The organism is Microbacterium terricola, from assembly GCF_027943945.1.
Classification (GTDB): domain Bacteria; phylum Actinomycetota; class Actinomycetes; order Actinomycetales; family Microbacteriaceae; genus Microbacterium; species Microbacterium terricola.
In genome coordinates, this window is record NZ_AP027141.1 from 401,085 (window position 1) to 426,655 (window position 25,571).

The window sequence follows — 25,571 nt, forward strand, 5'->3', positions numbered from 1 at the left end:
ATCTCACAACTTCATACATCTAAGCTAGAAACAACCCTGTAGAAATCCGGTCGCAAACCAGCGACCGGGTGCATCTCGTCCTGAGGAGGACCCAGTGGCCAAGGCCAAGTTCGAGCGGACCAAGCCGCACGTCAACATCGGAACGATCGGTCACGTCGACCACGGCAAGACCACGCTCACCGCAGCGATCTCGAAGGTGCTCGCCGACAAGTACCCGTCGGCCACCAACGTGCAGCGCGACTTCGCGTCGATCGACTCCGCTCCCGAGGAGCGCCAGCGCGGCATCACGATCAACATCTCGCACGTCGAGTACGAGACCCCGAAGCGTCACTACGCGCACGTCGACGCCCCCGGTCACGCCGACTACATCAAGAACATGATCACCGGTGCCGCTCAGATGGACGGCGCGATCCTCGTGGTCGCCGCCACCGACGGCCCGATGGCTCAGACGCGTGAGCACGTGCTGCTCGCCAAGCAGGTCGGCGTCCCCTACCTGCTGGTCGCGCTGAACAAGTCGGACATGGTCGACGACGAGGAGATCCTGGAGCTCGTCGAGCTCGAGGTCCGCGAGCTGCTCGCGTCGCAGGACTTCGACGGCGACAACGCTCCCGTCGTCCGCGTCTCGGGCCTCAAGGCTCTCGAGGGCGACGCGCAGTGGACCCAGGCGATCCTCGACCTCATGGAGGCCGTGGACGAGAACATCCCCGACCCCGTGCGTGACAAGGACAAGCCGTTCCTCATGCCGATCGAGGACGTCTTCACGATCACCGGTCGTGGCACCGTCGTCACGGGCCGCGCCGAGCGTGGCACCCTGGCCATCAACTCCGAGGTCGAGATCGTGGGTCTGCGCCCGACGCAGAAGACGATCGTCACCGGTATCGAGATGTTCCACAAGCAGCTCGACGAGGCATGGGCCGGCGAGAACTGTGGTCTGCTCCTGCGCGGCACCAAGCGTGACGACGTCGAGCGCGGCCAGGTCGTCGTGAAGCCCGGTTCGGTCACCCCGCACACCAACTTCGAGGGCACGGCGTACATCCTGTCCAAGGAGGAGGGCGGCCGCCACAACCCGTTCTTCACGAACTACCGCCCGCAGTTCTACTTCCGCACCACCGACGTCACCGGCGTCATCACGCTGCCCGAGGGCACCGAGATGGTCATGCCCGGCGACACCACCGACATGACGGTCGAGCTGATCCAGCCCATCGCCATGGAAGAGGGCCTCGGCTACGCGATCCGTGAGGGTGGCCGCACCGTCGGCGCCGGCACGGTCACGAAGATCCTCAAGTAACACCCGCTTCAACGCGATCCGGACGGGGTCGGGCCTTCTGGCCCGGCCCCGTTCGTTTTTTCCCCGTGTCCCTTGACCCGGGGCCGCCGGAGGAATACCGTCCAGTCAGCGAGACCCGCACCGGAGCCTGGGGAGGCATACGTACCGGAGGGGTGTCGTTTTGGGGGAGCCCTTGGGGGGCCTTCCGTCGGATGTCGACGAGGTTGGCGGAATGCAGAACGGTTCGGATGCACAGGGTCACCGGCGCGTGGGGATGCGTCGGTCGCTGCGACAGCAGCGCGCCCACAGCGCCGCGTCACGACGCCGGTTCGCCGGCGGTCTCGTGGCGCTGCTCAGCGGCGCGCTGATCCTCACCGGCATCTCGCCGGCGAGAGCAGAGGAGACTGCGCCGACCTCGGATTCATCATCGGCTGAGGAGGAGGCGGCGGACTCCGACGAGTCTGCCGCCTCCGAACCCGACGAGGACCCCGCGGCCTCACCGACGCCGTCGATCGCCGACGAGGCCTCACCGGCACCGTCGGCCCTTCCGTCCGACACGCCCACCGCCGAGCCCGAGCCGTCGCCGTCCGCCGATGCCGGTGACCCGGCGCCGACGACCGCGCCACGATCGCCGCGGGCGCGAGGGATCACCCCGCTCGCTGTGAACGACGTCGGCGCCAACGGAACGGGCGCAGGGCCCGCGCCCGCTGCCGGTCAGGTCACCATCACCATCCGCAAGGGCGGCGACCGCAACGGGGGCACCACGATCGCAGCGCTGGGCGGCGCGCAGTTCGGGGTGTACGAAGCATCCAGCCTCACGGACGTCACGAACGCCACTCCCGTCGCCACATGCACCACCGACACGGCGCTCGACGCGGAGGGCCGCTGCTGGGTCACGGTGCCGACCCGCGGATCGGGCGCGGGATCGTCCACTGCGGGGTACGTCGTGCGGGAGATCGCGGCGCCGAGCGGCTACCGCATCCTCTCCACGTTCACGACCTCCACCAACGGCACAACGGTCGGTGCGACCCAGCCGTACTCGTTCTACACCGGCCAGGTCGGGCCGACCCGGACGACCGCGCAGCGCACGTTCGCTCTGCCCGACGGCAACTTCCCGACGTACACCCCCGGCGCCGACAACCTGCGGTTCTCCGGCGGCACATGGGTCAATGCCCGCACCAACCCGGCCATCCCCCCGCAGTGCGGGCTCAACATCGCGCTGCTGGTGGATCTCTCCGGTTCGGTGAACGGCGTCACCGGCGGCCAGCAGGCTGTCCGCGACTCGGCGACGGCGGTCATCGACGCCCTCACCGGCACACCTTCGCAGGTCGCGCTGCACACCTTCGGCACGCTCTCGCCCGCGCCGAACCCGAACACGAACCCGACGATCCCCGGGTTCCCCGCATACGGCAAGAACGCCAATCTCGGCCTGCAGAGCGTCGCGACCGCCGACGCGGCCGCGCTGATCCGCGCCAAGGCGCAGAACCTCACCACCGCCGGTCTGCCCTCCACCCAGTACACGAACTGGGATGACGGCCTGTTCAAGCTCATCGGGCTCGCCCCGAACCTCGACGGCGTGATCGTCATCACGGACGGCATGCCCACCCGGTACTCCCCGGGCGGCGCCGTCGGCGGCGGGGCGTTCACCCGCTTCATCGAGGTCGAGAACGCCGTCGCCTCGGCGAACGCCCTCAAGGCGCAGAGCGTCAAGGTGATCACCGTGGGCGTCGGCAACGGCGCCGCCGGCGACGCGGCCCTCAACCTGCAGGCCATCTCGGGGCCCGCCGCAGGCAGCGACTACTACCAGGTGGGCTGGGCCGAGCTCGCGGCCCAGATGAAGGCACTCGCCCAGGCGAACTGCCAGGGCACGGTCAACGTGATCAAGCAGGGCATCCCGGCCGGCGGGACGTTCGCCGATCGGGCGGAGCGCGCCAACTGGCCGTTCACCGCGACCGCGCCGGGAGCGACCGTCCGGATCGATCAGGCGGGGACCGAGTTCGCGACCACCGCGTCCGGGCAGACCGGCCCGACCGGCGTCCTCGGCTTCCGCTCGCAGTTCGCCGGCACCACCGAGGCGCAGCGGCGCCTGAGCGTGACGGAGACCCCGTCGCCCCTGTACACACTGCGACCGTGGAGCGTCGCCGAGGGTGCGCACACCGCGGGCGACTACGCGCGCTGCACCGCCAGCTCCGCGCCGGACACACCGCTGGACATCACCAACGTCGTCAGCGGGTCGGCCCCCGGCTTCGTCGTCGACCCGATCAGCACGGCCACCGTCTCGTGCACGGTGATCAACCAGGCGCTCGATCAGACCGCTCGACTGCAGGTCGACAAGGTCTGGCGCATCGACACGAACGGCGACGGCGCCTTCGAAGAGGTCACCGAGCCGAACGTGGAACCGACCGCGCTTCAGGTCGCCGCCGATCTGCAGCTCGGCGGAAACGCGGGCATCTCGCCGATCGGCCCATGGAACTTCGGGCAGATCTACCCCGGGCTCGCGGTCGGCTCGACCGTCACCGTCTCGGAGTCCGTGCGCGGGCTCCCCGTGCTGTGCACGAACACGGCCGCCTACTCGCCTGCCCTCACCGACGGCAGGACCACGCTCTCCCTGACCACGCAGCAGGGCATCAACGTGGTCACCATCACGAACACCGTCACCTGCGAGACCCGTCTGACGCTGGTGAAGTCGGTCACCGGCGGCGGCACCCCCGCGACGGACTGGACCCTCGACGCGATCGCCCCGAGCGGGGCGCTGGCGGGGCCGTCCGGCACGACAGGAGCCACCGCCCCGGTGACCGCCGGCGTCGTCTACCCCCTCGCCGAGAGCGCCGACACGGCCGCAGCGCAGGGCTACGTCCAGCGGTGGACGCCGTCGCTGCAGGCGCAATGGGCGGCCAACCAGGCGGCCGGAGCCACGGGATCCTGGACATGCGTGCAGGCCACCGGATTCGACGGGACCGAGCCGATCTGGGCGAGCAACCAGTACGACGGGCGCAACGGCGGCGTCACCGTCGCCACGGGCGGCTGGAGCAAGTGCGAGGCGATCAACGACCCGAAGCCCGCGCTGCAGCTCGTGAAGCGGGTCCTGGTCGACGGTGTCACGACGACCGTCCCCGTCGGCGACCCGCGCTGGACGCTCGGCGCCTCGTGGACCGCCCTCACCTCGCTCGAGTCGGGCGGGACGACCGACGGCATCACCCCGTACCCGGGCACCCAGACGGCGGTCTCCGGGGGTGCGGGATTCGCCGCGACGCCTGTGCTGCCCGGCCACTACTCCCTGTCCGAGACCGGCGGCGCGGACGGCTACGTGAACGGCACGTCGTTCTCGTGCGCGGTCGACCGCGCCCCGTCGCAGACGGTGGTGCTGGGCTCGGGCGACCTGCTCCTCCAGGCGGGGGACACCGCTGTGTGCACGATCCTCAACAGCGCCGTGCCGGCCGAGGGCAGCATCAGCAAGGAGGCGCGCGAGCCCGTCCAGAACGCGGACGGCACGTGGACGATCGTCTACGACATCACGGTGACCAACGGCTCCGCGGCATCGACGTTCTTCTACGACCTGAGCGACACCCTCGATTTCGGCGGCGGCCTCGTCCCGGACCTGACCGCCTCTACCTGGACGGGCCCCGACGGCATCGAGCACGACTTCGACACGCTCACCGAGACGCTGGCGACGGACGCCGGAGTCACGCCGGCGGAGGGTGAGCACGTCTACACGGTGACGGTGGTCGCCGACATCCTCGCCGGCACGGAGACCGGTGACACGTGGGAGTGCGAGCGCGACACGACGACTCCCGCCGCCGGCGGGTTCCTCAACTCGGTGACCCTGTCGACGGCGGATGCCGACGACGTCACGGTGTACGCGTGCGAGGAGCCGGCGTTCCCCGAGGTGACCAAGACCGCGGGCGTCCCGGTGTGGAACGCGGACGACGGCAGCTGGACGGTGTCGTACGAGATCGCCGTGACCAACACGTCGCCCGAGGGGACGGGGGTCGCACTCCAGGCCGACCTCGTCGACACCCTGCCCGTGCTGCCCGATGGGTGGACCCTCGTCGGATCGTGGACCGCGGCCGCCGCGGACGACGCCACCGAGGATCCGACGGATGCTGAGGCCACCGCATCCCCCTGGGAGATCTGGTCGGGGGTGCTGCCAGCCGGCGCCACGTTCACGTACACGGTGACCGGTGAGCTCCAGCCGGACTCCGACGCCGTGCCGATCGGCGCCTGCGACGAGGGTGGCGGACTGGTGAACGCCGCCACCGTGACCAGCGGGCGGATCGTCGACACCGATGACGACTGCGCCCAGATCGACACCCCCGAGCTCACGGTGGAGAAGACCGACGGGACGGCCGTCCAGCTCTCCGACGGCACCTGGCAGGTCGATTACACCGTCACCGTCAGCAACCCCGGCACGGTCGGCACGGTCTACACGCTCGAGGACGTCCCCGACCTCGGCACCGGGTTCACCGTGGTCGACGCGGACTGGGCAGGGCTGCCGGTGCCCGTCGACGACACGCCGATCGAGCCTGGCGGCTCCGACGCGTTCGTCTACCGGGTCATCGCCGCCTTCGCGCCCACCGAGGGCGCCGAGCTCACCTGCGACGAGGACGACGGCGGCGCGTTCTACAACGTCGTGACGGTGACCTTCCCGGGCGGCGAGGACGACGACTCCGGCTGCGCGGAGCCCGGTGCGCCGACGATCCAGAAGTCGCCCGTCGCGACCGTCACCAACCCCGACGGCACCTCGACCATCGCGTACGACATCGTCGTGGCCAACGACAGCGGCGTGACCGTCTTCTACACGCTGACCGACACGCGGCCGTCCGCCCCTGCCGGCACCACGATCACCGACTGGCGCATCGACGGCGCGGTGTGGCCGGCCGACGATGTGCTCGCCGAGCGGTCGCTCGCGAGCGGGCGCACCCACACCTACCGCGTCACCGCCGTGGTGACGCTCACGGAGACCGCCGTCCTCACCCCCGACGCGTGCGGCGAGGGCACAGCGGACGGCATCGCGATCATCAACGAGGCCGTGGTCACGAACGGCATCGCCACCGACGACGACGACGCGTGCACGACTGTCGAGGTGGACGACGTCGGGATCGAGAAGACCGCATCGAATCTGCCGGCCTCCGGGTCGGTCGAGCCGGGCGACACGTTCGACTACGTGCTCACGGTGACCAACGACGGGCCTCGTCCCGTGGCGGATGTCGTCGTCACCGACGCGGTGAGCGACCGTCTGGAGGTCACCGCGCTGACACTTCCGCCCGGGTGGGTCAACGACAACGCGGAGTTGGTCGACGCCGACAACACGGTGCGCGTGAGCACCCCGATCCTCGCCGCGGGCGCGAGCGTCGAGATCGTCATCACGGTCGAGTTCCTCCCCCGCGCCGCCGCGGACGAGCCGCCCGCCCTGATCGGCGACGAGCCGGCGCCGACGCCGCCGGCGCCGCTCGAGTCGCTCGTCAACGAGGCCTGCGTCGCGGCTGCGAGCGATGGCAACCCCGACAACGACTGCGACGAGCTCGAGATCGACACCAGGGAGATCACCGCTGTCCTCTACACCCGCTGCGTCAACGACGCACCGCTGCTCGGGTGGACGGTCGCGAAGTCCGCCCTGCTCGTGGACGAGCCGATCGACATGCTGTGGACGCCGGACGACGCCTCCCCGGCGACGGTGCCCGCATCCGTCGCGCAGCAGGAGCCAGGCGGCACCGCGACCTGGACGCACGAGATCCGGTGGCCGGGCACGGCGTACTCACCGTCGGGCATCAGCATCGACTACCCCGGATGGCGCGCGATCCGGGCGGGCGATCTCGCGCCCGGCGGCGGCTACATCAACCCGGCGACCGGGCTGGTGATGACCCCGGCCGAGCAGAGCCTGTTCGTCTTCAACGGGCTGATCCTCGACCCGAGCGAGATCGACTTCGCCTGGCGCAGCGCGTCGACGGTCACCTTCACCGTGAACCCCGAGGTCAGCTTCGCGGTCACCTACCCGGACGCGACCCCCGACTGCGCGGGGGCGCGGCACACCGACGTGCGGATCGAGAAGACGGCGAGCGTCCCTGAGACGGGCGCGGGCGACAGCTTCACCTACGACATCGACGTGCGCAACGTCAGTGACGACAGCGCCGCGGAGGGCGTGGTCGTCACCGACGCCATCCCGGCCGAGCTGCGGGTGACCTCGGTCACGTGGGCCGGCCAGGGGGACCCCGAGACGTTCCCCTCGTGGGACACCTGCGCGGTCACCGGCCAGGACGGTGCGGGCTACGGTGGCACGCTCAGATGCGTGCTCACCGGGCCGCTGCAGCCGACCACGGTGGAGGACGGCGCGTCCGCGGCCCCCACGATCACCCTGGGCGTGACGGTGCACCCTGCGGCAGCATCCGGTGTCATCACGAACATCGCCGTCGTCGACTATCACACGTTCGGCCACCCCGACGATCCAGGCCGTGACGCCGACGACGCGGTCGTCGTGCTGGACGAGCTGTCGGCGACAGGGGCCGTACCGCCCGCCTGGCCGACCGCCCTCGGCATCCTCTCGCTGCTGGCCGGCATCGCCGCCGTGCTCGCCGTCCACCGTCGCCGTCGCGACGGCGTGGCGGCCCACTGACCGCGGGTGAGGGCGGGGGACCCCAAGCTCCTGCCCTCACACCGCCTTGCGGCCTGCGAACCGCCTGGGAGCGACACGCCCGAGTTTGCGACACGCCCGGGCGACACGTAGACTAGTCAGGTTCCACATTCTGTGGCGGCTTCGCGTGCGAACGCGGCCGATCACGGATCACTGCCAGGGCAGTGCATAGGCAGCGCACCAGCGCGACGACCTAGGCCGCGGGCAGCAGAACACACACTTCCAACACCATCTCCCGCAAGGGATCGCACGTGCGCGTGCGGCCGGTGACGGAGCCGGATGCTGCAAGGCGCCCGGTTTGACACAAGAACAGTGGTGCAGCATCCCGCCCCCTGGCGGAGAAGTGCCCAGGCGCGCAAGCGCCGAATGCGTCCAATGCCCGCGAGGTATGACGCGGAAAGAGAGTGAGCAATGGCGGGACAGAAGATCCGCATTCGACTGAAGTCGTACGACCACGCCGGTCTCGACTCGTCGGCGCGCAAGATCGTCGACACGGTGACCCGTGCCGGCGCGACCGTGGTGGGCCCCGTGCCCCTTCCGACCGAGAAGAACGTCGTGTGCGTCATCCGGTCGCCCCACAAGTACAAGGACAGCCGCGAGCACTTCGAGATGCGCACCCACAAGCGTCTGATCGACATCATCGACCCGACGCCCAAGGCCGTCGACTCGCTGATGCGTCTCGACCTCCCGGCCGATGTCAACATCGAGATCAAGCTCTGAGGTTCGACATGGCTGACATCAACTCCAAGGTTTCCAAGGGACTGCTGGGCACCAAGCTCGGCATGACCCAGGTGTGGAACGAGAACGGCAAGCTCGTTCCTGTCACCGTCATCGAGATCGCTCCGAACGTCGTCACCCAGGTGCGCACGCCGGAGAAGGACGGCTACAACGCCGTCCAGATCGGCTACGGCCAGATCGACCCGCGCAAGGTCAACCAGCCCCTCACGGCCCACTTCGAGGCCGCCGGCGTGACCCCGCGTCGTCACCTCACCGAGGTGCGCACCGCGGATGCTGCTGACTACTCACTCGGTCAGGAGCTCACGGTCGACGCCACGTTCGAGGCCGGCCAGCTCGTCGACGTCGTCGGCACGAGCAAGGGCAAGGGCTTCGCCGGTGTCATGAAGCGTCACAACTTCAAGGGCGTCTCGGCTTCGCACGGTGCACACCGCAACCACCGCAAGCCCGGTTCGATCGGCGCATCGTCGACCCCGAGCCGCGTCTTCAAGGGCATGCGCATGGCCGGCCGTATGGGTGGCGAGCGCGTGACCGTCCTCAACCTCACGGTGCACGCCGTCGACGCCGAGAAGGGTCTGCTGCTCGTCAAGGGCGCCGTCCCCGGCGCGCGCGGCCGCATCGTCTACGTCCGCAACGCAGTGAAGGGGGCCTAGTCCCAATGGCTGACCAGACTCTCGCGCTCGACGTCCACAGCGCAGGTGGCAAGAAGGCCGGCTCGGTCGACCTGCCCGCCGCCCTGTTCGACGTCAAGACGAACATCCCGCTGATCCACCAGGTCGTCGTCGCGCAGCGCGCGGCGGCTCGCCAGGGCACCCACTCGACCAAGCGTCGCGGTGAGGTCTCGGGCGCCGGCCGCAAGCCGTTCAAGCAGAAGGGCACCGGTAACGCCCGTCAGGGCTCGATCCGCGCCCCGCACATGACCGGCGGTGGCATCGTCCACGGTCCGAAGCCGCGCGACTACGCGCAGCGCACCCCCAAGAAGATGATCGCCGCGGCCCTCCTGGGCTCGCTCAGCGACCGCGCTCGGGGCGAGCGTCTGCACGTCGTCGAGACCTTCGGCATCGAGGGCGCTCCCTCGACCAAGGCCGCTGCCGCTGTGCTGTCGGGCCTCGGCGCCGTCAAGAACGTCCTGGTCGTTATCGACCGCGACGACGAGATCACGATCAAGAGCGTCCGCAACCTCGCGTACGTCCACGTGCTCACCTTCGGCCAGCTGAACGCTTACGACGTGCTCGTCTCCGACGACATCGTCTTCACCAAGGCCGCCTTCGACGCGTTCGTCGCAGCGAAGACCGCCACCACCGAGGAGGTCTCGGCATGACCGCCGTGAACAAGGACCCGCGCGACATCATCCTCAAGCCGGTCGTCTCCGAGAAGAGCTACGGGCTCATCGACGAGGGCAAGTACACGTTCCTCGTGGACCCCCGCGCGACCAAGACCGAGATCAAGCTCGCCATCGAGAAGATCTTCGGCGTCAAGGTCGGTGCGGTCAACACGATCAACCGCGTCGGCAAGGCCCGCCGCACCCGCTTCGGCACCGGCAAGCGCAAGGACACCAAGCGCGCCATCGTGACCCTGAAGTCGGGCACCATCGACATCTTCACGGCAGTCGGCTGACGGTCGGGATAGAGGACTAGAGATATGGCTATTCGCAAGTACAAGCCCACGACCCCGGGTCGCCGCGGCTCGTCGGTGGCCGACTTCGCCGAGATCACCCGATCGACGCCAGAGAAGTCGCTCCTCCGCCCGCTGTCCAAGACCGGTGGTCGCAACAACCAGGGCCGCATCACCACCCGCCACATCGGTGGTGGCCACAAGCGTCAGTACCGCGTCATCGACTTCCGTCGCCATGACAAGGACGGCGTCAACGCCAAGGTCGCCCACATCGAGTACGACCCCAACCGCACCGCGCGCATCGCGCTGCTGCACTACGCGGACGGCGAGAAGCGCTACATCATCGCGCCGAACAAGCTGTCGCAGGGTGACATCGTCGAGTCGGGTGCCGGCGCGGACATCAAGCCGGGCAACAACCTGCCGCTGCGCAACATCCCGACCGGTACCGTGATCCACGCGATCGAGCTCCGTCCCGGTGGCGGCGCCAAGATCGCCCGCTCGGCCGGCGCCTCGGTGCGTCTGGTCGCGAAGGACGGCCCGTACGCCCAGCTGCGTCTGCCTTCGGGCGAGATCCGCAACGTCGATGCGCGCTGCCGCGCGACCATCGGCGAGGTGGGCAACGCCGAGCAGTCCAACATCAACTGGGGCAAGGCCGGCCGCAACCGCTGGAAGGGCATCCGCCCGACCGTCCGCGGTGTCGCGATGAACCCGGTCGACCACCCCCACGGTGGTGGTGAGGGCAAGACGTCCGGTGGACGTCACCCGGTGAGCCCGTGGGGCCAGAAGGAAGGCCGTACGCGTCACGCCAACAAGGAAAGTGACAAGTACATCGTCCGTCGCCGCAACGCCGGCAAGAAGCGCAAGTAGGTAGGAACAGAAGATGCCACGCAGTCTCAAAAAGGGCCCCTTCGTCGACGAGCACCTGCTTCGCAAGGTTGTTTCGCAGAACGAGGCGGGTACCAAGAACGTCATCAAGACCTGGTCGCGTCGCTCGATGATCATCCCGGCCATGCTGGGCCACACGATCGCCGTGCACGACGGTCGCAAGCACATCCCTGTGTTCGTGACCGAGACCATGGTCGGCCACAAGCTGGGCGAGTTCGCGCCCACCCGCACCTTCCGCGGCCACGTGAAGGACGACAAGAAGGGCCGTCGCCGCTAAGGCGACTGAGGAGGAGAGAGAAATGGTGGAGTCCATCGCACGTGTGCGACACATCCGCGTGACCCCTCAGAAGGCTCGTCGTGTCGTTGCGCTCATCAAGGGCAAGCAGGCCGAAGAGGCACTCGCGATCCTGAAGTTCGCGCAGCAGTCGGCCAGTGAGCCGATCTACAAGCTCGTCCACTCGGCGATCGCGAACGCTCGCGTCGCTGCAGACAAGGACGGCGAGTACCTCGACGAGTCTGACCTGTACGTGAAGAACGCGTACGTGGACGAGGGGACGACGCTCAAGCGTTTCCAGCCCCGCGCCCAGGGTCGCGCTTTCCAGATCAAGAAGCGCACGAGCCACATCACGGTCGTGCTGTCGACCCCGGAGGCCGCTGACGCGGCTCCCGTCCAGACCAAGAAGGCGAGCAAGTAATGGGCCAGAAGGTAAACCCGTACGGCTTCCGCCTCGGCATCACCACGGACCACGTGTCGCGCTGGTTCTCCGACTCGACGAAGCCGGGCCAGCGTTACGCCGACTACGTCGCCGAGGACATCAAGATCCGCAAGCTGCTGCAGTCGAACCTCGACCGCGCCGGTGTGAGCAACATCGAGATCGAGCGCACGCGTGACCGCGTCCGCGTCGACATCCACACTGCTCGCCCCGGTATCGTCATCGGCCGCCGCGGCGCCGAGGCCGAGCGCATCCGCGCCGACCTCGAGAAGCTCACCGGCAAGCAGATCCAGCTGAACATCCTCGAGGTCAAGAACCCCGAGGCCGACGCTCAGCTGGTCGCCCAGGGCATCGCCGAGCAGCTCTCCGCCCGCGTGGCTTTCCGCCGCGCGATGCGCAAGGGTCTGCAGGGCGCGCAGCGCGCCGGCGCCAAGGGTGTCCGCATCCAGGTCTCCGGCCGCCTCGGCGGCGCCGAGATGAGCCGCTCGGAGTTCTACCGCGAGGGTCGTGTGCCGCTGCACACGCTGCGCGCGAACATCGACTACGGCTTCTACGAGGCGAAGACCACCTTCGGCCGCATCGGCGTGAAGGTCTGGATCTACAAGGGCGACCTGACCAACAAGGAGCTCGCTCGCGAGCAGGCCAACCAGAAGCCCGCCCGCAACGACCGTCCGCGTCGTGGCCCCCGCAACGAGGCCCCCGTCGCAGAAGGAGCATCGGCATAATGCTTATCCCCCGTAAGGTCAAGTACCGCAAGCAGCACCACCCCGGTCGCTCGGGTCAGGCCACCGGCGGCACCAAGGTGTCGTTCGGCGAGTTCGGCATCCAGGCGCTCACGCCCGCTTACGTGACCAACCGTCAGATCGAGTCCGCTCGTATCGCGATGACGCGTCACATCAAGCGTGGCGGCAAGGTGTGGATCAACATCTACCCCGACCGTCCGCTCACCAAGAAGCCTGCCGAGACCCGCATGGGTTCCGGTAAGGGTTCGCCCGAGTGGTGGGTTGCGAACGTCAAGCCGGGTCGCGTCCTCTTCGAGGTCGCCGGTGTCAACGAGGAGCTCGCTCGCGAGGCCCTGACCCGTGCCATCCACAAGCTGCCCCTGAAGGCACGCATCATCAAGCGCGAGGAGGGCGACGCATAATGGCGATCGGCACCAAGCAGCTCGCCCCGAGCGAGCTCGACACGTTCGAAGACCAGCGCCTCGTCGAGGAGCTCCGCAAGGCCAAGGAAGAGCTGTTCAACCTGCGCTTCCAGTCGGCCACCGGTCAGCTCGAGAGCCACGGCCGCATCCGTGCGGTCAAGCGCGACATCGCGCGGCTCTACACCGTGATCCGTGAGCGCGAGCTCGGCATCCGTGCCACGCCCGCGCCCGTCGAGACCGCGACGAAGGCGAAGAAGACGAAGGCCAAGAAGGCGGATGCCGCTGACGAGGCCGTGAAGGAAGAGGCCGAGTAATGGCTGAGACCACTGAGAAGAAGGCGCCCGCCAAGAAGGCGCCCGCCAAGAAGGCGGCCGAGGCCGTCGTCGAGGCGCCGGCGCAGGCCGCCGGTCACGAGTCGGCTGCGCACGACGTGCGCGACGCCGACGCCCGTGGCTACCGCAAGGCCCGTCGTGGCTACGTGGTCAGCGACAAGATGGACAAGACGATCGTCGTCGAGGTCGAGGACCGCGTTAAGCACCCCCTCTACGGCAAGGTCATCCGTCGCACGTCGAAGGTCAAGGCGCACGACGAGGGCAACACTGCCGGCATCGGCGACCTCGTCCTCATCAACGAGACCCGTCCGCTCAGCGCCACGAAGCGCTGGCGCCTGGTCGAGATCCTCGAGAAGGCCAAGTAGGCCTCGGCCTGCTTGGAACCCAAGGAGTAAGAAGTGATTCAGACCGAATCCCGCGTGAAGGTCGCCGATAACACCGGCGCCAAGCAGCTGCTCACGATCCGTGTGCTCGGCGGCTCCAACCGGCGTTACGCCGGCCTGGGCGATGTCATCGTCGCGACCGTCAAGGACGCGATCCCCGGTGGCAACGTCAAGAAGGGCGACGTCGTCAAGGCGGTCATCGTCCGCACCGTCAAGGAGACCCGTCGTCCCGACGGCTCGTACATCAAGTTCGACGAGAACGCCGCCGTGATCCTGAAGAACGACGGGGAGCCCCGCGGCACCCGCATCTTCGGACCGGTCGGCCGTGAGCTTCGCGACAAGAAGTTCATGAAGATCGTCTCGCTGGCACCGGAGGTCATCTGATCATGGCGAAGATCAAGAAGGGTGACCTGGTTCAGGTCATCTCGGGCGCCAAGCCCGAGCGCGGCGGAGACCGCGGTAAGCAGGGCAAGGTCCTCGAGGTCCTCGTCGAGCAGAACCGCGTCATCGTCGAAGGTGTGAACTACGTCACCAAGCACAACCGCGTCGGCCAGTCCCAGCGCGGCACCAAGACGGGCGGCATCGAGACGATGGAAGCCCCGATCCACATCTCGAACGTCGCGCTCGTCGACCCCTCGACCAAGAAGCCGACCCGTGTCGGCCGTCGCGTCGAGGAGCAGACGAAGGACGGCGTCAAGCGCACGGTCCGCGTGCGCTACGCGAAGAAGAGCGGCAAGGACCTCTGAACATGAGCAACGCCACTGCTGTGGAGGCTGGCAAGACCCAGCCCCGCCTCAAGCAGAAGTACAACAACGAGATCAAGAAGGCCCTGCAGGAGGAGTTCGGCTACCCGAACGTCATGCAGATCCCCGGACTGGTCAAGATCGTCGTCAACACCGGTGTCGGTGAGGCAGCTCGCGACAGCAAGGTGATCGATGGTGCGGTCGACGACCTCACCAAGATCACCGGCCAGAAGCCGATCGTCACGAAGGCCCGCAAGTCCATCGCGCAGTTCAAGCTGCGCGAGGGTCAGGCCATCGGCGCGCACGTCACCCTCCGTGGTGACCGCGCGTGGGAGTTCGTCGACCGTCTCGTGAACCTCGCGCTGCCCCGCATCCGCGACTTCCGCGGTCTGTCGGACGCTCAGTTCGACGGCCACGGCAACTACACCTTCGGTCTCCAGGAGCAGTCGGTGTTCCACGAGATCGACCAGGACAAGATCGATCGCGTGCGCGGCTTCGACATCACCGTGGTGACGACGGCCAAGACGGACGACGAGGGTCGTGCGCTGCTGCGTCACCTCGGCTTCCCGTTCCGCAACGCGGACGCTCAGGCCTAACACCCATCATCGAAGGTCGTCTGTCGTGTAACGGCAGACGAAACCTCATGAACAAAGGAAACAGATCATGACAATGACAGACCCGGTCGCAGACATGCTGACCCGTCTGCGCAACGCGAACTCGGCACACCACGACTCCGTGTCGCTGCCGAACTCGAAGCTCAAGACGCACATCGCCGAGATCCTCAAGCAGGAGGGCTACATCGCCGCGTGGGAGGTCTCCGACGCCCGTGTCGGCCAGACCCTCACCCTGACGCTCAAGTACGGTCCCAACCGTGAGCGTTCGATCGCCGGCATCAAGCGCGTCTCCAAGCCCGGCCTGCGTGTCTACGCCAAGTCGACCGAGCTCCCCACCGTCCTCGGTGGCCTCGGCGTCGCCATCCTGTCCACCTCGTCTGGTCTCCTCACGGACCGCCAGGCCGACGCGAAGGGCGTGGGTGGGGAAGTCCTCGCCTACGTGTGGTGATCTGACATGTCGCGTATTGGACGTCTTCCCATCGGCATCCCCGCGGACGTGACCGTTTCGGTCGACGGCCAGGATGTCGCCGTCAAGGGCCCGAAGGGCGAGCTCGCGCTCACCGTCGCCAGCCCCATCGAGGTCAAGATCGAAGAGGGCCAGGTCGTCGTGACCCGTCCCGACGACGAGCGCGAGTCGCGCTCGCTCCACGGTCTGACCCGCACCCTGATCAGCAACAACATCATCGGCGTGACCCAGGGCTACACCAAGGGCCTCGAGGTCGTCGGCACGGGCTACCGCGTCGCGCAGAAGGGCAGCGCGATCGAGTTCGCGCTCGGCTTCTCGCACCCGGTCCTGGTCGACCCGCCCGCCGGCATCACGTTCACGGTCGAGGGCAACAACAAGGTCACCGTCAGCGGCATCGACAAGCAGGCCGTCGGCGAGGCGGCTGCGAACATCCGCAAGATCCGTAAGCCCGAGCCGTACAAGGGCAAGGGTGTGCGTTACGCCGGCGAGGTCGTGCGTCGCAAGGCCGGAAAGAGTGGTAAGTAACCATGGCTGTCAAGACAAAGTCTCAGGCGCGCTCGCGTCGCCACGCCCGCCTTCGCAAGAAGGTCGTCGGCACCGAGCTGCGCCCGCGCCTCGTCGTCACCCGCTCGGCACGTCACGTGTTCGTGCAGGTCGTCGACGACGCCAAGGGTCACACGGTCGCCTCCGCTTCGACGCTCGAGAACGACCTGCGTGCGTTCGACGGTGACAAGACCGCCAAGGCCCGCAAGGTCGGCGAGCTCGTCGCCGAGCGTGCCAAGGCAGCCGGCGTCTCGGACGTCGTGTTCGACCGCGGTGGCAACCGCTACGCGGGCCGTGTCGCGGCGATCGCCGACGGCGCTCGCGAGGGAGGCCTGAACCTGTGAGTGAAATCAAGGAGAACGAAGTGACCACCGAGCAGACCGCTCCCGAGGGTCAGACCGCCGCTGCCGCTGAGGCGCCTGCCGAGCGTGAGCGCGAGCCCCGCCGCGGTGGCCGCGAGCGCAACCCGAACCGCGAGCGCAACTCGCGCGACCGCAACGAGAGCCAGTTCCTCGAGCGCGTCGTGACGATCAACCGCGTGTCGAAGGTCGTCAAGGGTGGTCGTCGCTTCAGCTTCACCGCGCTCGTCGTCGTCGGCGACGGCAACGGTGTGGTCGGGGTCGGCTACGGCAAGGCCCGTGAGGTGCCCCTGGCCATCTCGAAGGGTGTCGAAGAGGCCAAGCGCAATTTCTTCCGCGTGCCCCGTGTCGGCTCGACCATCCCGCACCCGGTGCAGGGTGAGGCCGCTGCCGGTGTGGTGCTCCTGCGCCCCGCCGCAGCCGGTACCGGTGTCATCGCCGGTGGTCCGGTGCGTGCGGTGCTCGAGTGCGCCGGCATCCACGACGTCCTGTCGAAGTCGCTCGGCTCGTCGAACACGATCAACATCGTCCACGCGACGGTGGAGGCCCTGAAGCAGCTCGAGGAGCCGCGTGCGGTCGCCGCGCGCCGTGGCCTCGAGTTCGACCAGGTCGCCCCTGCTCGTCTCGTCCGCGCTGAGGCAGAGGCTGCCGAGGCCGCTCGTGCACAGAAGGTAGGTGCCTGATGGCTGCCCGTCTGAAGGTGACCCAGGTCAAGTCCAAGGTGAGCGAGAAGCAGAACCAGCGTGACACGCTGCGTTCGCTCGGTCTGAAGCGGATCGGCGACTCGGTCGTCCGTCCGGACGACGCGCAGACGCGCGGCTACGTCAAGACCGTCGCGCACCTCGTCAAGGTTGAGGAGATCGACTGATGGCTGAGAAGGCCGAGAAGGCGACCGCAGAGGTCGTCGAGAAGAAGGCTCCGGCTAAGAAGCCGGCTGCCGCCAAGGCTCCTGCGAAGGCCGCCGCCAAGCCCGCCGCCGAGAAGAAGGCACCGGCCAAGGCCGCTGCCAAGGCTCCGGCGAAGAAGGCTGCCCCGAAGAAGGACGCCGCGGCCACGCGCCCCGGCGTGCTCAAGGTCCACCACCTGCGTCCGGTCCCCGGCGCCAACACCGCGAAGACCCGTGTCGGTCGCGGTGAGGGCTCGAAGGGCAAGACGGCCGGCCGTGGCACCAAGGGCCAGAAGGCCCGCTACCAGGTCAAGGCCGGCTTCGAGGGTGGGCAGATGCCGCTGCACATGCGCACCCCCAAGCTGCGCGGGTTCAAGAACCCGTTCCGCGTCGAGTACCAGGTCGTGAACCTCGAGAAGCTCGCCGAGCTCTACCCCAAGGGTGGAGACGTCACCGTCAGCGACCTGGTCGCCAAGGGTGCGGTGCGCAAGAACGAGAAGGTCAAGGTCCTCGGCAACGGCGACATCGCGGTGAAGCTCACCGTGGCCGTCGACAAGGTCTCCGGCTCTGCTGAGCAGAAGATCGTCGCCGCGGGCGGTTCCGTCAAGTAAAGGCATCAGTGGGGGCCGGAGCATTGCTCCGGCCCCCACTGGGCTACCCTGGAGGTTGGTTCGCCCCGAGCGACCGGCATCCCTTCTGGAGGCATCCTCTTGTTCAGCGCCATCGCGCGGGTCTTCCGTACACCCGATCTGCGTCGGAAGATCGCATTCACCCTGGCGATCATCGCCATCTATCGCTTCGGCGCGCACGTCCCGGCGCCGTTCGTGAACTTCCCCAACGTGCAGGAATGCCTGCGGCAGAGCTCAGGCACAGAGGGCCTGCTGTCGCTCGTGAACCTGTTCTCGGGCGGCGCGCTCCTGCAGCTGTCGATCTTCGCCCTCGGCGTCATGCCGTACATCACGGCGACGATCATCGTGCAGCTGCTGCGCGTGGTCATCCCGCACTTCGAGACCCTCTACAAGGAGGGCCAGGCGGGCCAGGCCAGGCTCACGCAGTACACCCGCTACCTGACGATCGCGCTCGCACTGCTGCAGTCGACGACGCTGGTGACGGTGGCCCGCAGCGGTCAGCTCTTCGGCACCACCGGCATCGCCGAGTGCGAGGCGCTGCTGACCAACGACGTGTGGTGGGCGCAGCTGCTGATGATCATCACGATGACCGCCGGCACCGGCCTCATCATGTGGTTCGCCGAGCTCGTCACCGAGCGCGGCATCGGCAACGGCATGTCCCTGCTGATCTTCACCTCCATCGCCGCGGCCTTCCCCGCCTCGATGTGGGCGATCTGGACCGCCAAGGGCCCCGAGGTCTTCCTCCTGGTGCTCGCCGTCGGCATCATCGTCGTCGCGCTCGTGGTGTTCGTCGAACAGTCGCAGCGCCGCATCCCGGTGCAGTACGCGAAGCGGATGGTGGGACGCCGCACGTACGGCGGCACCAACACGTACATCCCGATCAAGGTCAACATGGCCGGCGTCGTGCCCGTCATCTTCGCCTCGTCGCTGCTGTACATCCCGGTGCTGATCGCGCAGTTCAACCAGCCGCAGGCCGGTGAAGAGGCCTCGGCGTGGGTCGCGTGGATCGCGCAGTACTTCACGACGGGCGACAGCCCGCTCTACATGGCGGTGTACTTCCTGCTCATCGTCGGCTTCACCTACTTCTACGTCGCGATCACGTTCAACCCGGTCGAGGTCGCCGACAACATGAAGAAGTACGGCGGGTTCATCCCCGGCATCCGCGCCGGTCGTCCCACCGCTGAGTACCTCGACTACGTGCTCACCCGCATCACGCTGCCCGGCTCGCTCTACCTCGGTCTGATCGCGCTGCTGCCGCTCATCGCGCTGGCGACGGTCGGTGCCAACCAGAACTTCCCGTTCGGTGGCGCATCGATCCTCATCATCGTCGGCGTCGGCCTCGAGACGGTGAAGCAGATCGACGCCCAGCTCCAGCAGCGTCACTACGAGGGGCTGCTCCGATGAGCCAGGCTCAGGACGGCGCCCAGGCTCAGGACGGCGCGCGTCTCCTGATCGTCGGGCCGCAGGGCTCCGGCAAGGGGACGCAGGGCGTGCGCATCGCCGAGGTCGTCGGCGTGCCGGCGATCTCGACCGGCGACATGTTCCGTGCCGCCATCTCCGGGGGCACCGAGCTCGGCGAGAAGGTCAAGGCCATCATCGAGGCCGGTGACCTGGTGCCGGATGCCGTCACCAGCGAGGTCGTCAGCGAGCGCCTGTCGCAGGACGACGCCGCCGAGGGCTTCCTCCTCGACGGGTACCCGCGCAACCTCGCCCAGGTCTCCGACCTCGACGCATTCCTGTCGGGTCGGGGCGAGCAGCTCGACGCGGTCATCGAACTGTCGGTGCCGCGCGGCGAGTCGATCGACCGGCTCACCCGCCGTGCATTCGAGCAGGGTCGCACCGACGACACCGAGGACGTCATCGCCAACCGCCTCGCCATCTACGAGCGCGAGACCGCCCCGATCCTCGACGTCTACCGCGAGCGCGGCATCGTCGACGTGATCGACGGCGTGGGCTCGCTCGACGAGATCACCGAGCGCATCGTGGCCGCACTCGGCGCGCGCGGTCTGATCCGCACGGCCGCCGCCTGAGCCCGTGCTGCGCCGTTCGATCTACAAGACTCCGGCCCAGCTGCGGTCGATGGTCGAGCCGGGCCTGATCACGGCTGCGGCCCTCGCCGAGGTCCGCGGGCTGGTGGCACCCGGTGTCACGACCCTCGAGCTCGACGCGGCAGCATCCGCTGTCATCCGCGGTCGCGGAGCGGTCTCGAACTTCCAGATGGTGCGCGGGTACCGCTACACGGTCTGCACCTCGGTCAACCAGGAGGTCGTGCACGGCATCCCCACCGACCGGGTGCTGCAGCCGGGCGACATCGTGTCGATCGACGCGGGTGCGGAGTTCCGCGGCTGGAACGGCGACTCGGCGATCACCATCGTCGTGCCGGACCCCGACCGGCCGGAGCTCGTCGCCGAGCGCGAGCGGCTCTCCCAGGTGACGGAGGGGTCGCTGTGGGCCGGCATCGCCGCGCTCGCGACCGCCAGTCACCTCGCCGAGATCGGCGCGGCGATCCAGGGCCACATCGAGGCGAACCAGCCCGACGGGGCGCCCTACGGCATCCTGCGCGAGTACGTCGGCCACGGCATCGGCCGCAAGATGCACGAGTCGCCGTCGGTGTTCAACTACCGGGTGTCCGACCCGGGCCCCGAGGTCCGTCCGGGCCTCGCGGTCGCGATCGAGCCGATGGTCGTCATCGGCTCGGACGAGACCTTCGTCGAGGACGACGGCTGGACCGTCTCGACGGTCGACGGCACCGCAGGCTCCCACTGGGAGCACAGTGTCGCCGTGCATGATGGTGGTATCTGGGTGCTGACCGCGCCCGACGGCGGAGCCGCAGGCCTCGCCCCCTTCGGTGTGACCCCCCGACAGATCTCGTGAGGATGAAGATGGCAACGGCTGCGCGCAAGACGAACTGGTTCGCGATCTGGATCAGCATCGCCGTCGTGGTGGTGCTGGTGGGCGTGGCCGCGCTCGTCGTCGTGATGAACAACCAGGCGACCGCGCCCGGCGAGGTGCCGGACAGCGCGGGCATCAACCAGGAGACCGGCGCCATCGCGGTCGGCAGCGGCTCGAACGAGCTCGACACCTACATCGACTTCATGTGCCCGATCTGCGGTCAGTTCGAGGACCTTTACGGCGAGACCATCGAGGGCCTCGTCGACGACGGCTCGATCACCCTGAACATCCACCCCATCTCGATCCTCGACCGCGCCTCCATGGGCACGGCGTTCTCGACGCGCGCGGCCAACGCCGCCTACTGCGTGGCCGAGGCGAAGCCGGAGTCGGCGCTGGCGTTCACGCAGCTGATGTTCGAGAACCAGCCGGAGGAGTCCACCGAGGGCCTCACCGACGAGCAGATCCTCGACATCGCGTCTCAGGCCGGAGTCACCGGCATCGACGATTGCGTCAACGACCAGACCTACGCGGACTTCGTCGCCGAGATGACCGAGAAGACCCCGGTGAAGCCGGGCGCCTCGGGCATCGGCACCCCCACGGTGCTCCTGAACGGCGAGTTCGTCACCCTCACGGGCGACCCGCAGGCCGACCTGGTCGACGCGCTGAAGTAGCCCGCCCGCGGGGCGTTGCCCCGGCATCCGTTCTTCTGTCGAATCCATCGGCTACTCGTCGACTCCAGGGCTTCGGGCGTCCATTCGGCCCGGATTCGGTGACGAACGGCTGGATTCGCGCTGCTGGATGACGGAGCGGAGGATGCTGCGCCGTTCCTCCCCAGGGCGGATGCTCTTGGGGGCATGCGACGACGGTCGAGCGAGTCGCTCCAGCGGCGTGCGCAGTGCGCCATCGTCGGGGGAGTGGACCTCCAGGAGATCAGCGGACACGTGGTGTCGGTCGCGGCGCTGCAACAGGGCGGACTCACTCGAGCGGGGCGTCGATCGGCGGTCGACGCCGGACTGCTCGTTCCGGTGCGCCGTGGATGGTACGTCTCCGGCGATGTGTGGCGAGCATGGCATCGGGAGCAGCGGCATCTGACACAGGCCCTTGCGGCATGGAAGGCCATCGGGGCCACTTCCGGGGCTGTGCTCTCGCACACGTGTGCCGCTGCCGCGCACGGCCTGCCGCTGTTCCGTCTAGCTCCACGCCAGGTGCACGTGATCGATCCGCGATCGGACGGGCGGGTACGTCCGCCGTCGCTCACACCGCCAACGCCGGGGGCGACCGTCGGGCCGTCGACGCCCCTGCGAACGACGCCATTCGTCGCGCGCCACGCGGTCGCGCTCGGCGCCGGCGACGTGGTGCACATCGCGGGCGTGGCCGTCACCGATCTCCCACGCACTGTGGGGGACCTCATCGGTCGGGTGCGCCCCGAGACGGCTGTCGCGCTGGCTGACGCCGCGCTTCGGAAATGGGCGTGGGACGACGGGAGCCTGTCGTACGACGACACGGGCGCCCAGGCCTTCACAGCGCAAGTGCGCGCGTCGCCGGCCCTCCAACGAGGGCAACGCGGGGTCGTGCAGGCGCGCTGGGTGCTCGACTTCGCGGATGGCCGAGCGCAGGGCCCAGGAGAGAGCGTGAGCCGCCTCTACCTGCACCTCCTCGGGTTCGCTGCGCCTCGGCTGCAGGTTCGGATCGCGCTGGAAACATCTACGCACTACCTGGACTTCGGCCTGGACGATGTCGGCGCATGGGGCGAATTCGACGGCGAAGGCAAGTACTTCGATCGGGAGATGACGCACGGCGCGGACGCGCTCGACGTCCTTCGAGCCGAGAAGCAGCGCGAAGACAGCATCCGTGCCGCGACCGGCCGCATTCTCGCCCGGTGGGGGATGAAGCACCTCAGCTCGGTCGCTGCACTTGGTCAGCAGCTCGCGCTCTACGGAATCCGCCCACCCATCCGGCAGCGATCGCTCCCCGCCCCAGTACGTGCTCCAGCGCTCTGACGAGGTGCGCGCGACTCCACACGAATCCACCTCGTCGTGGTCCAGCCCAGGGAATTCGGCCGCTCTCGTGAGTGGATTCGGCCGCAAAGGAATGGACTCGGCGCTGGGGACACGGCTCAAAGGCGGGCCGAGCCGGCGCCGAGTTGCCCGGGTGCGATATAGCACGTATGATTGATCTTTGGTGCCTTGCGCCTATATTGGCGTGTCGTCTGGCACCGAGAAACCATCCACCGCAGACCGACCGGATCTGCAGAAGTGTTAGCGAGTCTATGGCGAAAAAAGACGGTGTCATCGAGATCGAAGGTGTGATCGCCGAGGCTCTGCCCAACGCGATGTTCCGCGTTGAGCTGACCAACGGACACAAGGTGCTCGCCACGATCTCGGGCAAGATGCGGCAGAACTACATCCGCATCATCCCCGAGGACCGTGTCGTCGTGGAGCTCAGCCCCTACGACCTCACGCGCGGGCGCATCGTCTACCGCTACCGCTAACCCTCTCTCCACCCGGTCGAGAAGTAACGTCCCGCGCTGTTCGCGCGCTCGGGAACGAAGACAGCGAAACAGGAAAATCATGAAGGTCAATCCCTCCGTCAAGCCCATCTGCGACCACTGCAAGGTCATCCGCCGCCACGGCCGCGTGATGGTCATCTGCAAGTCGAACCCGCGCCACAAGCAGCGCCAGGGCTGACACCAGACTTCCCGCCACCTGGCGGGTCCACTGCAGGATCAGAACCCGCAAGGGGGACACCTCGGGGCGGAGGCCCGGGCACCGATCCTGCACCACACCTCCAACAACACTCCAGGAGAGTCGCATGGCACGTCTTGCCGGCGTTGACATCCCGCGCGATAAGCGCGTGGTGATCGCACTGACCTACATCTACGGCGTTGGCCGTACCCGCTCGACCGAGATCCTCACCGCGACGGAGATCGACGAGAGCATCCGCGTCAAGGACCTCACCGATGACCAGCTCATCGCGCTCCGCGACTACATCGAGGGCAACTACAAGGTGGAGGGTGACCTTCGCCGCGAGGTCGCCGCCGACATCCGCCGCAAGGTCGAGATCGGCTCGTACGAGGGTCTGCGCCACCGTCGCGGCCTGCCCGTGCGCGGTCAGCGCACGAAGACCAACGCGCGTACCCGCAAGGGTCCCAAGCGCACCGTCGCCGGCAAGAAGAAGGCGCGCTAGGCCGCCGCCTGCGCTCACCGATTTAGGAGAGAGAACTCATGGCACAGGCCAAGTCCGCCGCGCGCAAGCCGCGCCGCAAGGAGAAGAAGAACATCGCGCTGGGTCACGCCCACATCAAGTCGACGTTCAACAACACCATCGTTTCGATCACCGACCCCACGGGCGCTGTCATCAGCTGGGCCTCGTCGGGTGGCGTGGGCTTCAAGGGCTCGCGCAAGTCGACGCCCTACGCCGCTGGTATGGCCGCCGAGTCGGCAGCCCGCCAGGCGCAGGAGCACGGCGTCAAGAAGGTCGACGTCTTCGTGAAGGGCCCGGGCTCGGGTCGCGAGACCGCGATCCGCTCGCTGCAGGCCGCCGGCCTCGAGGTCGGCTCGATCAGCGACGTGACGCCCCAGGCTCACAACGGCTGCCGTCCGCCGAAGCGCCGTCGCGTCTGATTTCCGGGATGCGGGGGACCCGGCCGTTTCGCCGGGCTCCCCGCATCCGCATCTTTGAAAACTCAACACCTCACCCACCGCACGTGTCATATAGCGGGCACGTGATCGAAAGGAACACATAGTGCTCATTGCACAGCGTCCCACTCTGACCGAGGAAAAGGTCGGGGAGTTCCGCAGCCGTTTCATCATCGAGCCGCTGGAGCCCGGCTTCGGTTACACGATCGGCAACGCGCTTCGCCGCAGCCTCCTGTCGTCGATCCCCGGCGCTGCTGTCACCAGCATCCGCATCGATGGCGTGCTGCACGAGTTCAGCACCATCCCCGGTGTCAAGGAAGATGTCACCGAGATCATCCTGAACGTCAAGCAGCTCGTCGTCTCGAGCGAGCGCGACGAGCCCATCACCGCATACCTGCGCAAGACGGGTTCCGGTGAGGTCACCGCCGCCGACATCTCGGCCCCCGCCGGTGTCGAGGTGCACAACCCCGAGCTGGTCATCGCGACGCTCAACGACACCGCGAAGTTCGAGCTGGAGCTCACCATCGAGCGCGGCCGCGGCTACGTGTCGGCGACCCAGAACCGCAACGAGTACGCCGAGGCCGGTCAGATCCCGATCGACTCGATCTACTCGCCCGTGCTCAAGGTCAGCTACCGCGTCGAGGCGACTCGTGCCGGTGAGCGCACCGACTTCGACAAGCTGGTGCTGGACGTCGAGACCAAGCCCGCGATCGACCCGCGCGACGCCGTCGCGTCGGCCGGCCGCACCCTGACCGAGCTGTTCGGTCTGGCGCGTGAGCTCAACGTCGAGGCCGAGGGCATCGAGATCGGCCCCGCGCCGGTCGAGACCGTCCTCTCGAACGAGCTGTCGATGCCCATCGAGGACCTCGACCTCTCGGTCCGCTCGTACAACTGCCTCAAGCGCGAGGGCATCAACACGGTGTCCGAGCTCGTCGCACTGTCGGAGACCCAGCTGATGAACATCCGCAACTTCGGCCAGAAGTCGGTCGACGAGGTGCGCGACAAGCTCGTCTCGCTCGGTCTGTCGCTGAAGGACTCGGTCCCCGGGTTCGACGGCGCGCACTTCTACGGCGGCTACGACGACGAGACCGTCTGATCCC

The 25,571-nt window shown here is 68.0% G+C and carries 32 protein-coding genes; all 32 read left to right on the top strand.

Features of this window, described 5'->3' with window-relative positions:
- Nucleotides 1-94 precede the first annotated feature (94 nt).
- The 32 genes from tuf (at nt 95) to Microterr_RS02035 (ending at nt 25,567) form a co-directional block, all read left to right on the top strand.
- The gene (gene tuf / locus Microterr_RS01880; protein ID WP_263796465.1) at nt 95-1,288 is read left to right on the top strand and encodes an elongation factor Tu; all 1,194 of its coding nucleotides are present in this window, start codon (nt 95-97) and stop codon (nt 1,286-1,288) included.
- Nucleotides 1,289-1,499: 211 nt separating this feature from the next.
- Nucleotides 1,500-7,877, top strand: coding sequence for a hypothetical protein (locus Microterr_RS01885; protein ID WP_263796464.1), 6,378 nt, complete (start codon nt 1,500-1,502; stop codon nt 7,875-7,877).
- A 429-nt stretch (nt 7,878-8,306) separates the two neighbouring features.
- Nucleotides 8,307-8,615: a 30S ribosomal protein S10 gene (rpsJ, locus tag Microterr_RS01890; RefSeq protein WP_013584016.1), complete on the top strand. Its 309-nt coding sequence runs from the start codon at nt 8,307-8,309 to the stop codon at nt 8,613-8,615.
- Between the two features lie 8 nt (nt 8,616-8,623).
- Entirely contained in the window at nt 8,624-9,283 is a 660-nt protein-coding gene (gene rplC / locus Microterr_RS01895; RefSeq protein WP_263796463.1) for a 50S ribosomal protein L3, read from the top strand.
- Nucleotides 9,284-9,288: 5 nt separating this feature from the next.
- On the top strand, nt 9,289-9,951 hold the full coding sequence (rplD, locus tag Microterr_RS01900; RefSeq protein ID WP_263796461.1) for a 50S ribosomal protein L4: 663 nt from the start codon (nt 9,289-9,291) through the stop codon (nt 9,949-9,951).
- Complete coding sequence (gene rplW, locus Microterr_RS01905; protein WP_263796460.1) at nt 9,948-10,247, top strand: 50S ribosomal protein L23; 300 nt, start codon at nt 9,948-9,950, stop codon at nt 10,245-10,247. The genes rplD and rplW overlap by 4 nt, the downstream gene beginning before the upstream one ends.
- Nucleotides 10,248-10,271: 24 nt before the next feature.
- Nucleotides 10,272-11,111 carry a 50S ribosomal protein L2 gene (gene rplB / locus Microterr_RS01910; RefSeq protein ID WP_263796459.1) on the top strand — a complete coding sequence of 280 codons (840 nt, stop codon included), beginning with the start codon at nt 10,272-10,274 and terminating at the stop codon, nt 11,109-11,111.
- Between the two features lie 13 nt (nt 11,112-11,124).
- Nucleotides 11,125-11,406: a 30S ribosomal protein S19 gene (rpsS, locus tag Microterr_RS01915; RefSeq protein WP_147911206.1), complete on the top strand. Its 282-nt coding sequence runs from the start codon at nt 11,125-11,127 to the stop codon at nt 11,404-11,406.
- Nucleotides 11,407-11,428: 22 nt separating this feature from the next.
- Nucleotides 11,429-11,824, top strand: a complete 396-nt coding sequence (gene rplV, locus Microterr_RS01920; protein ID WP_263796458.1) for a 50S ribosomal protein L22 — start codon at nt 11,429-11,431, stop codon at nt 11,822-11,824.
- On the top strand, nt 11,824-12,567 hold the full coding sequence (rpsC, locus tag Microterr_RS01925) for a 30S ribosomal protein S3 (RefSeq protein ID WP_263796456.1): 744 nt from the start codon (nt 11,824-11,826) through the stop codon (nt 12,565-12,567). The genes rplV and rpsC overlap by 1 nt, the downstream gene beginning before the upstream one ends.
- The gene (gene rplP, locus Microterr_RS01930) at nt 12,567-12,986 is read left to right on the top strand and encodes a 50S ribosomal protein L16 (protein WP_018171451.1); all 420 of its coding nucleotides are present in this window, start codon (nt 12,567-12,569) and stop codon (nt 12,984-12,986) included. Before rpsC ends, rplP begins: the two co-directional genes overlap by 1 nt.
- Nucleotides 12,986-13,300, top strand: a complete 315-nt coding sequence (gene rpmC, locus Microterr_RS01935; protein ID WP_281974237.1) for a 50S ribosomal protein L29 — start codon at nt 12,986-12,988, stop codon at nt 13,298-13,300. The genes rplP and rpmC overlap by 1 nt, the downstream gene beginning before the upstream one ends.
- Nucleotides 13,300-13,683 (top strand): 30S ribosomal protein S17, encoded by a 384-nt coding sequence (gene rpsQ / locus Microterr_RS01940; RefSeq protein WP_281974238.1) that lies wholly within the window; start codon nt 13,300-13,302, stop codon nt 13,681-13,683. The genes rpmC and rpsQ overlap by 1 nt, the downstream gene beginning before the upstream one ends.
- A 33-nt stretch (nt 13,684-13,716) precedes the next feature.
- A complete protein-coding gene (rplN, locus tag Microterr_RS01945; RefSeq protein ID WP_263796454.1) occupies nt 13,717-14,085 on the top strand; it encodes a 50S ribosomal protein L14 in 369 nt (122 codons plus the stop codon).
- Between the two features lie 2 nt (nt 14,086-14,087).
- Nucleotides 14,088-14,447 carry a 50S ribosomal protein L24 gene (gene rplX / locus Microterr_RS01950; protein WP_263796453.1) on the top strand — a complete coding sequence of 120 codons (360 nt, stop codon included), beginning with the start codon at nt 14,088-14,090 and terminating at the stop codon, nt 14,445-14,447.
- Nucleotides 14,448-14,449: 2 nt separating this feature from the next.
- A complete protein-coding gene (gene rplE / locus Microterr_RS01955; RefSeq protein ID WP_263796452.1) occupies nt 14,450-15,040 on the top strand; it encodes a 50S ribosomal protein L5 in 591 nt (196 codons plus the stop codon).
- Nucleotides 15,041-15,107: 67 nt separating this feature from the next.
- A complete protein-coding gene (gene rpsH, locus Microterr_RS01960; protein WP_263796451.1) occupies nt 15,108-15,506 on the top strand; it encodes a 30S ribosomal protein S8 in 399 nt (132 codons plus the stop codon).
- Between the two features lie 6 nt (nt 15,507-15,512).
- Nucleotides 15,513-16,049 (top strand): 50S ribosomal protein L6, encoded by a 537-nt coding sequence (gene rplF, locus Microterr_RS01965; RefSeq protein ID WP_263796450.1) that lies wholly within the window; start codon nt 15,513-15,515, stop codon nt 16,047-16,049.
- A gap of 2 nt (nt 16,050-16,051) precedes the next feature.
- Nucleotides 16,052-16,411, top strand: a complete 360-nt coding sequence (gene rplR, locus Microterr_RS01970) for a 50S ribosomal protein L18 (protein WP_263796449.1) — start codon at nt 16,052-16,054, stop codon at nt 16,409-16,411.
- Entirely contained in the window at nt 16,408-17,109 is a 702-nt protein-coding gene (gene rpsE, locus Microterr_RS01975; RefSeq protein ID WP_404810171.1) for a 30S ribosomal protein S5, read from the top strand. Before rplR ends, rpsE begins: the two co-directional genes overlap by 4 nt.
- Nucleotides 17,109-17,294, top strand: coding sequence for a 50S ribosomal protein L30 (gene rpmD / locus Microterr_RS01980; RefSeq protein ID WP_023954062.1), 186 nt, complete (start codon nt 17,109-17,111; stop codon nt 17,292-17,294). The genes rpsE and rpmD overlap by 1 nt, the downstream gene beginning before the upstream one ends.
- The gene (gene rplO, locus Microterr_RS01985) at nt 17,294-17,923 is read left to right on the top strand and encodes a 50S ribosomal protein L15 (protein WP_263796443.1); all 630 of its coding nucleotides are present in this window, start codon (nt 17,294-17,296) and stop codon (nt 17,921-17,923) included. The genes rpmD and rplO overlap by 1 nt, the downstream gene beginning before the upstream one ends.
- Before the next feature lie 99 nt (nt 17,924-18,022).
- Entirely contained in the window at nt 18,023-19,345 is a 1,323-nt protein-coding gene (secY, locus tag Microterr_RS01990) for a preprotein translocase subunit SecY (protein ID WP_263796442.1), read from the top strand.
- Nucleotides 19,342-19,971, top strand: coding sequence for an adenylate kinase (locus tag Microterr_RS01995; protein ID WP_263796441.1), 630 nt, complete (start codon nt 19,342-19,344; stop codon nt 19,969-19,971). The genes secY and Microterr_RS01995 overlap by 4 nt, the downstream gene beginning before the upstream one ends.
- Before the next feature lie 4 nt (nt 19,972-19,975).
- Nucleotides 19,976-20,815 (top strand): type I methionyl aminopeptidase, encoded by an 840-nt coding sequence (map, locus tag Microterr_RS02000; protein WP_263796440.1) that lies wholly within the window; start codon nt 19,976-19,978, stop codon nt 20,813-20,815.
- 8 nt (nt 20,816-20,823) lie between these two features.
- On the top strand, nt 20,824-21,504 hold the full coding sequence (locus tag Microterr_RS02005) for a DsbA family protein (RefSeq protein WP_263796439.1): 681 nt from the start codon (nt 20,824-20,826) through the stop codon (nt 21,502-21,504).
- Nucleotides 21,505-21,774: 270 nt separating this feature from the next.
- Nucleotides 21,775-22,833 carry a hypothetical protein gene (locus tag Microterr_RS02010; RefSeq protein ID WP_263796438.1) on the top strand — a complete coding sequence of 353 codons (1,059 nt, stop codon included), beginning with the start codon at nt 21,775-21,777 and terminating at the stop codon, nt 22,831-22,833.
- A 269-nt stretch (nt 22,834-23,102) separates the two neighbouring features.
- Nucleotides 23,103-23,324 (top strand): translation initiation factor IF-1, encoded by a 222-nt coding sequence (infA, locus tag Microterr_RS02015; protein WP_263796437.1) that lies wholly within the window; start codon nt 23,103-23,105, stop codon nt 23,322-23,324.
- Between the two features lie 79 nt (nt 23,325-23,403).
- A complete protein-coding gene (gene rpmJ / locus Microterr_RS02020) occupies nt 23,404-23,520 on the top strand; it encodes a 50S ribosomal protein L36 (protein ID WP_005050492.1) in 117 nt (38 codons plus the stop codon).
- A 124-nt stretch (nt 23,521-23,644) separates the two neighbouring features.
- Complete coding sequence (rpsM, locus tag Microterr_RS02025; protein WP_263796413.1) at nt 23,645-24,019, top strand: 30S ribosomal protein S13; 375 nt, start codon at nt 23,645-23,647, stop codon at nt 24,017-24,019.
- 38 nt (nt 24,020-24,057) lie between these two features.
- On the top strand, nt 24,058-24,456 hold the full coding sequence (gene rpsK / locus Microterr_RS02030; protein WP_263796412.1) for a 30S ribosomal protein S11: 399 nt from the start codon (nt 24,058-24,060) through the stop codon (nt 24,454-24,456).
- A 121-nt stretch (nt 24,457-24,577) separates the two neighbouring features.
- Nucleotides 24,578-25,567, top strand: a complete 990-nt coding sequence (locus tag Microterr_RS02035) for a DNA-directed RNA polymerase subunit alpha (RefSeq protein WP_263796411.1) — start codon at nt 24,578-24,580, stop codon at nt 25,565-25,567.
- Nucleotides 25,568-25,571: the final 4 nt, after the last annotated feature.